Raw genomic sequence first — 8866 nt, 5'->3', positions numbered from 1 at the left:
GAAAGGGAAAACGACGCTTTTCCCTTTCCGTGGAGCGAAAAGTCCCGGATTGGACTTTTTGCGACCCTATCAATGTTAGATATTAAAAGCAATTGCACATGCCAAGGTGCAACGCAGTTGCACACTTGAGTTCCGAATTCCACGCTCCAGGTTCCGGGATTTAGCGTGAGGATGCAGCAATTACCGGGATTGCTTCGCCGAAGGTGGCTCGCAATGACAACATTGGGCCTTGGGCTTTGGCCCTTGGACTGCTAACAACCCGTCCGCACTTCAAGTAAAGTAAGGGCACCAAGAGTGCGGGAAGGGCAATGCAGGAGTGCAGGTGAATCGGTGCATGAAGTGCACGGGAAACAAAGAATTACTGCACGGTGACCCCGCATGGAGAGCGGGCGCACTTTTGCAGCAGTGCACTGGTCAATGGGCCGCGACTGAGAACGCCGCAGATCGCCCGTTATTGCGCGCCGCCCCCTTATTAAAGACCCTTTATTGACCAGATGGCTTTCTGGGCCCGATCCGCCCATTCCCCATACGGCTCCAGCCCGATCACCCGCCCGTACTCCTCTGTCGCCTCATGATTCTTCCCCATCCACCGGTAGGTCTCCCCCAGGTGGAAGTGGATCTCAGGGATCCCAGGCTGGAACTTCGTAGCGCTCGCCAGCGCACCGAGGGCTTCTTCGAACTTCCCCTGGTTGAAGTAGATCCACCCCAGGGTGTCGTAGTAAAAGCCGTTCTCCTGGTCCTGCTCCAGGGCCGCGGTGGCAAGCGCCAGGGCGTCCTCGATGTTGACCCCCCTCTTGGCGTAGGCCCACGCCAGGTTATTGAAAGTGATGGTGCTGTCCGGGTTGAGCTCCAGGGCGCGGTTGTACTCCTTTACCGCGTCGCTGTAATTACCCTGGGCCATGAGGGCATCCCCCAGGTTGTGGTGCAGGCGGCTGTTGCTTTCGTCGATGGCAAGCCCTTTCCGGTAGGTGACGATGGCCGCGTTCGGCCGCCCGGTCCGGAACCGGAGAGCCCCCAGGTTGCTGTAGGCCAGCACGTACTCCGGTTCCAGGGAGATGGCCTGCACCAGTTCTTTTTCCGCTTCATCGAACTGCCCCAGGACCATGAGGGCCACTCCAAGGTTGCCGTGGATCTCGGCGGTCTCGGGGGAAAGCGCGGCCGCGGTCCTGAACTCGGCCACAGCCAACTCCACCTGCCCCAGGTGATAGAACCCCACCCCGGAGTTGTTCCTCGCGAAAGCGAAGTCGGGGGCGTACCCGGCGGCCTTCTGGAACCTCTCCAGCGCCTCCGGGATATTACCCCGGCCGTACAGGGCGATCCCCACCCCGTTGAACCTCTGGGCCAGGGAGAACTTGTCCGCCCTGCTCTTGCACCCGGTCGTCGCCGCAGCAGCAGCAAGGATCAGGAGGGTTATGAGCACGAGCCGCAACCCTCTCCTCCCTCCTCCCTCCTGCCTCCTCCCTGCTTTCATCTCAGCTCCCTCACATGGGAAAGCACGTTCCCGGCAGGGTCTACCGCCCGGATGGACAGGGAGGCGGTGTTCGCTCCCAGGTCTGTGAACATGCGGAAGGTGCCGTCAGGGGCCAGGGGCGCGGGCCGTCCGTTGACGGCCAGGGTGCTGCCGGGCTCCACCGCCCCGGCCAGGTAGACCTTGTTCTGCTGCCCCTCCTGCAGGACGATGGGGTCGCTCATGGCCAGCAGGGGCGGGGTCTGGTCGTGGTTGAGGCGGAAGACGGAGAAGGGAGAGAAAAGACTCTCCCGGCCCTGGCTGTCAACCGAGGAGACACGCCAGTAGTAGATCCCGGCCTCGAGGCCCTTCACCGTGGCGCCGGTGACGCGGATCTTGGCGTTGTCGTAAACGGCGTTGGCAAAGTACCTGTCGGCAGCCACCACCAGATGGTAGCTTGCCGCCTCGGGCACACGCTCCCACACGAAACTCACCGGAACCTTCTCCCTGGCACTGACCCGCCAGTCGAGGTTTTCCGGCAACTGGGGCGCGGGGACACCCAGAAGCCTGCCCCGGGAAACTACCCGGCCCTCGCTGGCCAGGCGCACCACCTCGTTGGCCCCAAGGCTGACGTCCTTGCCGGCGGCGTTCACCGAGACGTCACCGGAGATGAGCTTGTATTCGGTCTGGTTGTCCTTGTCCACCCGGATGTTCATCCGGGCCTTGTTGACCTGGGCCGTGGAGCCCGGCGTCTTTATGAGGAACCTCGACCCCTTGGCCGTGGGCCGCAGGATACTGGCCTCCACATCGGAGACCAGGAGGTTGATGGCCGAGTTCTTGGTCCGGGTGCGCACGTCCTCGCTCAGTTCGTCGATGTGCACGAGGGAGTCGGACTTGACGGTCAGCTGGCTGCCGTCGTCAAACTGGACCACGCATTGGGAACCCGACCGGGTCCGCACGCGGTCGCCCTTTTTCAGCTGTGTCCCCGCCTTGGCGGGCTGCCATCCGAGGGAGCCGGCCTGCTGGATCTCCACGTCCCCCTTGAGGTGTTTGAAGGTGGCCGAGCGTTCCCGGCGGAAGAACTCGTCAGACTTGAGCCTCTCCATCGCCTTGTCCAGGCTGGTAGTGGTCTGCTCCAGGAGGATGAGAGATTCGGTGTACTTGCGGTCGTCGTAGTTCTTGCGGGCCTGGAAAAGGCCCTCCTGGACGGAGCGGTACTCCTCGAAGGCCAGCTCCTTGACCCCCATGACGATGGCCTGGTCGAACCGCGCTTCAGTATCGGCGATGAGGCGCCTGGCCTGGGCCTTGGGGCTGAGAAACTGGTAGTAGACGCCGATCATGACCGCGCACAGGACACCCAGCACGATGAGGAAGTTCACCCAGAACTGGAGGGTTGAAAAGGGGATGATGACCGTCTTCCACTTCAGACGGGCCCCTGTCCGGTCCGTTTCTCTGGGTGCCCTGGTCATCTTGTCAGGCTCCCGGGGTAGACTGCGGGGGAGTGGGAGGCTGGGGTGCAGGAGGCCTGGCGGTGACGACCCTCGAGTAGACGCGGGTCATGGCGTCCACCACCTTGGGATCGTAACGGCTCCCCTTCCACTCGTGCAGCTTGCTCACCACGAACTGGGGTTCCATCCCCTTCTGGTACAGCCGGTCCGTGGTCATGGCGTCGAAAGTGTCGGCCACGGCGATAATGCGGGCCAGCAGGGGGATTTGCTCCCCGGCCCGGCCCTCCGGGTATCCGGAGCCGTCGAGCCGCTCGTGGTGGTACTGGATCCCGGGCACGATATCTTTCAGCTGGGTTATGTGACCCATGATCATGGCCCCCCACCGGGGGTGCTGCTTGATGACGGCGTACTCCTCGTCGGTGAGCTGGCCCGGCTTTTTCAGGACCTGGTCCTCGATGCCGATCTTGCCCACGTCGTGGAGGAGGGCGGCGATGTTGACCTTCTGCTGGTCGGTGGGGGAAACGCCCATCTCCTTGGCGATCTCGAGGCTGATCTGGGCGACACGCTGGGAGTGGCCCCGGGTGTACGGGTCCTTTGCGTCAATGGCCGCGGCCAGGGCCTTGGTGGTGTCGATGAACATCTCACGCAGGTTCTGGTCGTGCCGTTCAAGCTGGGCCGCCATGTGGTTGAAACTCTGGGCCAGCTGGCCAAGTTCGTTGCGGGATGTGATGTCCACCCGCTCTGCGAAGTTCCCCCGGGAAAGGGACATGGCCTTGCCGGCCAGGATGCCGATGGGTTTCGCCAGGCGGATAGCCAGCAGGGTGCTGGCAATTCCTGCCAGGACGAAGGCCACCACCGCCCAGATCCCCGTCTGGACGGTCATGTCCCTGATGATCTGGTAGGCATCGGCCCTGGGCTCCTGGACCACGACTCCCCACCCGAGCGCTTTCACGTTGGCGTAGGAACCCACCATGTCCTTGCCCATCTTGTCCCTGAAGGGGATGGTCCCGGCGCTCAAGCCCGCCAGGAGATAGTTGCCCACGATCTCCACCGAGGTCATGTCCTCGGAATTGGCCACCCTTTCCAGGTCCTGGTGCGCGATGAGGGTCCCCTTGCGGTCCACCACGTAGGCGTTTCCCTGGCGGCGGATATTGATGCGCTCCACTGTCTGCTGGACCTTCTGGAGGTTGATCTCGCCCAACAGCACCGACTGGATCCCCCCGGAGGGGCCGTACACGGGCATGCCCACCACGATCTCCGGCACCTGCTGGCCGCCCAGGACCACCGGCGGGCTGATGTAGGTCTTGCCGGCAGAGGCCTCCTTGACGGCAGTGGTCATGACCTCCTCGGCAAGGGGCGGCACCTTGGACTTGCCCACCCGGAACACCCGGGCCAGTTGGCGCCCCCCCGTGGAATACTGCGTGAGGCGGATGATCTCGGGGTACTGGTCGAGGTAGAAGATGAGGGAGCGTTCCCGCTCCTCCTTGCCCAGAGGGCTGCCGCCTCCCTGGGCCTTGGCCACCAGCTCAAGGTTGACCAGGATGTTGGACATTGCGGTGGAGATCTCCTCCGCCGCGGCGTTGGCCACCTGGCTGTGAAGGGCGAGGAGCTCATCCTCGAGGAAGGCGCGGTTGATCCCCATGAGCTTGTAGGAGGCCATGAGGAGGGGGAGCACCGCCACCGCGAGGGTGACGAGAAGGAACTGGTAGAGGATACGGATCTTCGGGCCGGTCTTCTCCGGCTTCTCGACCCGGGGCATGCCGGCCCTGGTATCCTTGCCTGCCTTACCCTTCCGTTTGTGGTTCAGGGCGGTCATCCAGGTCCCCCTTCGGCGTCCCTTCCGCCGACAACGATCTCGGGTATCCTGAGGGTGGGCTGGGCGTCACCCACCGGTACGCCCTGGCCGTCCTTTCCGCAGGTCCCGAGACCAAATCCCAGGTCGTTTCCGACCATATCGATGTTTTTTAACACTTCCGGGCCGTTACCGGCAAGGGTGGCTCCGCGCACGGGTCCGGCCTTTTCACCGCCCTCGATGAGGTATCCCTCGCTCACGTCGAAGACAAAATCGCCCGTGACCGTGTTGACCTGCCCCCCGCCCATCTTGAGCACAAGGAGCCCGCGGTCCACCGAACGGACGATATCGGCCGGGACGTGCTTCCCCGGCTCGATGATGGTGTTGGACATCCGCGGGATGGGCCAGTTCCTGAAGGACTGGCGCCGGCCGTTGCCGGTGGCGGGCATCCCGTACTTCAAAAGGGCCGCCTTGTCGCTCATGAAGGCGGTGAGGACCCCCTTGTCCACCAGCACCGTCCTTCGTCCCGGCTCACCCTCGTCGTCGTAGTTGTAGGAGCCGCGCCTGCCCGGGAGGGTCGCGTCGTCCACCACCGTGACGAGGGGCGAGGCCACCTGCAGGCCCATCTTGTCCGCGTAGATCGAAAGTTCCTGCCCGGCGAGGTCGGCCTCCAGCCCGTGGCCCACGGCCTCGTGGACCATGGTCCCCCCTGCCTCGGAGGAGAGGACCACCGGCATGGTGCCGGACGGGGCCTCGGGGGCTTGAAGCATGGTCAACGCGCGGCCCGCGGAGATCAGGGCCACCTCGCCAGGATCAATCTTTCTGAAGAGATCGTACCCACCGGTACCGCCCACGGGCTCGTACCCCGTCTGCATGTGATCACCGTCGGAGACCACCACCTGGACCAGGAACACCCCGTGGTACCTGGTGTCCTCGGCATATACCCCGTCGCTGTTGGCCACCTTCATGACAAGGGAGGAGTCCCGGTAAACCGACTTGACCTGTACGAGCCTGGAGTCGTACCCGTCCAGGGCCCTTAAAGCCGCCAGCACCAGCTTCCCCTTCTGCTCCAGGGGAACGCCCGACGGATCCTCACCGGCCGGAAGCCTCCCCGCAGGCCGCTTCTTGAGCTCTATCCCCCCCTTTCCACCTTCCACTTTCCGCTTTCCACTGCTCTTAACCTCCCCCGCTCCCGCGGCCAGGCTCCCGGCGAGTTCCCGCAGGGCCGCCGGAGACATCTCGACAGAGGTCCCGAAGTGGGTGACCCCATGCCGGATGAGCCGCAGGCCGACACCCCGTTCCCGTACCGAGGCGATGCGTTCGATGCGGCCGGACTCGGCCTCGGCCTGCCTCGCGGTCATGTCCTGGAAATACAGGTCGGCGAACTCCCCTCCCGAGGAGAGGAGGATGGAGACGATCTCGGCCATGAGTCCCTGGTCCGGCCCGTTCACGGTATTTCTCCCAGCTGGTAGATCTTCACCGCCTGGTTGTGCTCGACCAATGTATTGGAAAAGACGTGTGTGCCGTCGCCCCTGGCCACGAAATAAAGGGAGGGAACATCCTCCGGGTACAGGGCCGCGAGGATGGACGCCTCTCCCGGGTTGGCGATGGGACCGTGGGGGAGGCCGCCTCTCGTATAGGTGTTGTAAGGGTGGTCGGTGCGCAGGTCCTTTTTCGTCAGGTTCCCGTTAAACTCCTTGATCCCGTAGATGACGGTGGGGTCGGTCTGGAGCCGGTAACCCTTTTTCAGCCGGTTGTGGAACACCGCCGAGATATGTCTTCTTTCTTCAGGAGCGCCCGTCTCCTTTTCCACGATGGAGGCGAGGGTCACCACTTCAAGCTCCGTCATGCCGATCTCCCGGGCCCGCTCGGCCATCCGGGCGTTGAACACCTCCTTGTACCTTTTCACCATCCGGGCCAGGATCTCCTCCTCGGAAAGCCCCCGGGGCAAGGAGTAGGTGTCGGGGAACAGGAACCCCTCCAGCCCGTCGGCCGGGACATCCAGGGACCGGGCGAAATCCGCGTCGCCGATGAGTGCCTTAAACCGCTCCTCGTCCACGATCCCGCGCCCGGCAAGAAGCGCCGCGATCTGGCTGCTGTTATACCCTTCCGGGATGGTCACAGGGTAGGAGACCGCCTTGCCCCTGACCAGGATGTCGAGGACCTCCAGGGGGGTCATGTCGGTCCTGAACATCAACTCCCCGGCCTGGATGCTGCTGGAAAGTCCCTTGACCTTGCCCAGGAGGACAAAGGGCTTGAGCGACTTGACCACCCCGGCGTCCACCAGGAGCTGGGAGGCCGCGACAAAGGTTGCCCCGGCGGGGACGGTGAGCACCACCTCATGGCCCGGCTCCTGGGCTGGGCTGTGCCAGAAGTGCACCAGCTTTAAAACGGTCAGCCCGGCCACGGCGGCCACGGCCAGGAGAATAATGGGAAGGGCCCGGCTTTTCTTTTTAGGCTTGCCGATGATCAACCGGCACCTCCATCCCCGGCACTACCACCAGAATCCAGGTACGACTGGAGAAAGATCGAAGCGGCCACCTGGTCGACAAGCCCCTTTCGCCTCTTCCTGGAAACGTCACCCCCGATGAGAGCGCGTTCGGCCTGAACGGTGCTCAGCCGCTCGTCCCAGGTGTCCACGGGAACGCGGACCTTGGCCCGGAGCTTTTCGGCCACCTCCAGGACACCCTCGGCCTCCGGCCCCCGGGTGCCGTCCAGGCGCAGGGGGATGCCGAAGATCACCTGGGTCACCTCGTGGCTGTCCACGAGCCCGGAGATCTCCTCCAGGACCTTGTCAAGCGACCCGGCCCTTTTGATGGCTGAGTGGGGAGAGGCGATGGTGCCCGTCTCGTCCGACAGGGCGATCCCCACACGGCGTTCACCCCAGTCGATGGCAATGACTCGTCCCATGTCCTGTCCCTTGATCTGCCCAATGGCTGAAGACATCGACAGAAGTCATCAACGCGCCCGCGTGGGCGCCCGAACCTGGGACCATTATTTGCGTCCCTGGTTCGTGAGCAACGGGGAAACGACGTTTTTCCCGTTGCGTTGAGCGAGGGGCCCGGCAGGCCCTCTCGCGACCCTATCCAAGCAGCCGTGCGGCCTCCTTGGCGAAGTAGGTCAGGATCATGCCTGCGCCGGCCCTGCGGATTGAGATGAGGGACTCCATCATGACCCGTTCGCCGTCGATCCAGCCCATTTTTGCTCCCGCCTTGACCATGGAGTACTCGCCGCTCACGTTGTAGGCGGCAAGGGGCATGTCGAAACGGTCACGCAGGGAGGCGATGATATCCAGGTACGGAAGGGCCGGCTTGACCATGATGATGTCGGCTCCCTCCTCCACGTCCAGGGCCGCCTCGCGGATGGCCTCCACGGCGTTGGGGGGATCCATCTGGTAGGCCCGCCGGTCGCCGAACCGGGGGGTGGACTCGGCCGCCTCGCGGAACGGGCCGTAAAATGCCGACGCATACTTGACGGCGTAGGACATGATGATGGTGTCGCTGTGCCCCTCATCGTCGAGAAGGTCGCGGATGGCCGCAACCCGGCCGTCCATCATGTCCGAAGGCCCCACGATGTCGGCCCCGGCCACGGCGTGGGACAGGGCGGTCCTTGCCAGCAGTTCCAGGGTCGGGTCGTTTAACACCTCACCGTTTTCGATGAGGCCGCAGTGGCCGTGGCTGGTGTACTCGCAAAGACACACGTCGGTGATGACCACCATCTCGGGGATCTCGGCCTTGATGGCCCGCACCGCCTTCTGGACGGAGCCTTCCGGATCCCACCCCTCGGAGCCCGACTCGTCCTTGTGATCGGGGATGCCGAACAGGATGACGGCAGGGACGCCCAGGCCCCAGCACTCGCGGCACTCCCTGACGATCTCGTCCACCGAGAGCTGGAACACGCCGGGCATGGCGCCGATCTCTTTCCTCACACCCTCGCCGTGGACCACGAACAGGGGATAGATGAAGTTGTCCGGGGAAAGCCTCGTCTCCCTGACCATGCGCCGCAGGGTCTGAGTCCTTCGCGTCCTGCGCGGCCTGTAGATTGGGTATTGCATTAGAAATTACCTCCGTTCGGGATCATATGCAAAGCGCGAAGATCAAAGTTGATAGGGTCGCAAAAAGTCCAATCCGGGACTTTTCGCTCCACGGAAAGGGAAAAGCGTCGTTTTCCCTTTCCTTA

General features: G+C 63.6%; 7 protein-coding genes. All 7 read right to left on the bottom strand.

All coding sequences use genetic code 11. The annotated features are described in order from the left end of the window. Window positions 1-472: 472 nt before the first annotated feature. Window positions 473-1471: a tetratricopeptide repeat protein gene (locus P1S46_10025; GenBank protein ID MDF1536815.1), complete on the bottom strand. Its 999-nt coding sequence runs from the start codon at window positions 1469-1471 to the stop codon at window positions 473-475. Further along, window positions 1468-2916, bottom strand: a complete 1449-nt coding sequence (locus P1S46_10020) for a FecR domain-containing protein (protein ID MDF1536814.1) — start codon at window positions 2914-2916, stop codon at window positions 1468-1470. Before P1S46_10020 ends, P1S46_10025 begins: the two co-directional genes overlap by 4 nt. 4 nt (window positions 2917-2920) lie before the next feature. After that, complete coding sequence (locus P1S46_10015) at window positions 2921-4711, bottom strand: HD domain-containing protein (protein MDF1536813.1); 1791 nt, start codon at window positions 4709-4711, stop codon at window positions 2921-2923. Next, window positions 4708-6114, bottom strand: coding sequence for a TldD/PmbA family protein (locus P1S46_10010; GenBank protein ID MDF1536812.1), 1407 nt, complete (start codon window positions 6112-6114; stop codon window positions 4708-4710). Before P1S46_10010 ends, P1S46_10015 begins: the two co-directional genes overlap by 4 nt. A 20-nt stretch (window positions 6115-6134) precedes the next feature. Beyond that, the gene (gene mltG, locus P1S46_10005; protein MDF1536811.1) at window positions 6135-7160 is read right to left on the bottom strand and encodes an endolytic transglycosylase MltG; all 1026 of its coding nucleotides are present in this window, start codon (window positions 7158-7160) and stop codon (window positions 6135-6137) included. Further along, entirely contained in the window at window positions 7157-7633 is a 477-nt protein-coding gene (ruvX, locus tag P1S46_10000; protein ID MDF1536810.1) for a Holliday junction resolvase RuvX, read from the bottom strand. The genes mltG and ruvX overlap by 4 nt, the downstream gene beginning before the upstream one ends. 136 nt (window positions 7634-7769) lie before the next feature. Beyond that, window positions 7770-8741 (bottom strand): porphobilinogen synthase, encoded by a 972-nt coding sequence (hemB, locus tag P1S46_09995; protein ID MDF1536809.1) that lies wholly within the window; start codon window positions 8739-8741, stop codon window positions 7770-7772. Window positions 8742-8866: the final 125 nt, after the last annotated feature.

The sequence above is a fragment of the bacterium genome, assembly GCA_029210545.1.
GTDB lineage: Bacteria > BMS3Abin14 > BMS3Abin14 > BMS3Abin14 > BMS3Abin14 > JARGFV01.
Note: the sequence above shows the minus strand (reverse complement) of the source record. Positions and strands in the feature narration are given on the sequence as shown.

What these genes read in the sequence shown, in the direction of transcription:
- P1S46_10025 (MDF1536815.1), bottom strand. Translation starts at nt 1,471, where the DNA reads ATGAAAGCAGGGAGGAGGCAGGAGGGAGGAGGGAGGAGAGGGTTGCGG.
- P1S46_10010 (MDF1536812.1), bottom strand. Translation starts at nt 6,114, where the DNA reads ATGGCCGAGATCGTCTCCATCCTCCTCTCCTCGGGAGGGGAGTTCGCC.
- ruvX (MDF1536810.1), bottom strand. Translation starts at nt 7,633, where the DNA reads ATGTCTTCAGCCATTGGGCAGATCAAGGGACAGGACATGGGACGAGTC.
- P1S46_10020 (MDF1536814.1), bottom strand. Translation starts at nt 2,916, where the DNA reads ATGACCAGGGCACCCAGAGAAACGGACCGGACAGGGGCCCGTCTGAAG.
- P1S46_10015 (MDF1536813.1), bottom strand. Translation starts at nt 4,711, where the DNA reads ATGACCGCCCTGAACCACAAACGGAAGGGTAAGGCAGGCAAGGATACC.
- hemB (MDF1536809.1), bottom strand. Translation starts at nt 8,741, where the DNA reads ATGCAATACCCAATCTACAGGCCGCGCAGGACGCGAAGGACTCAGACC.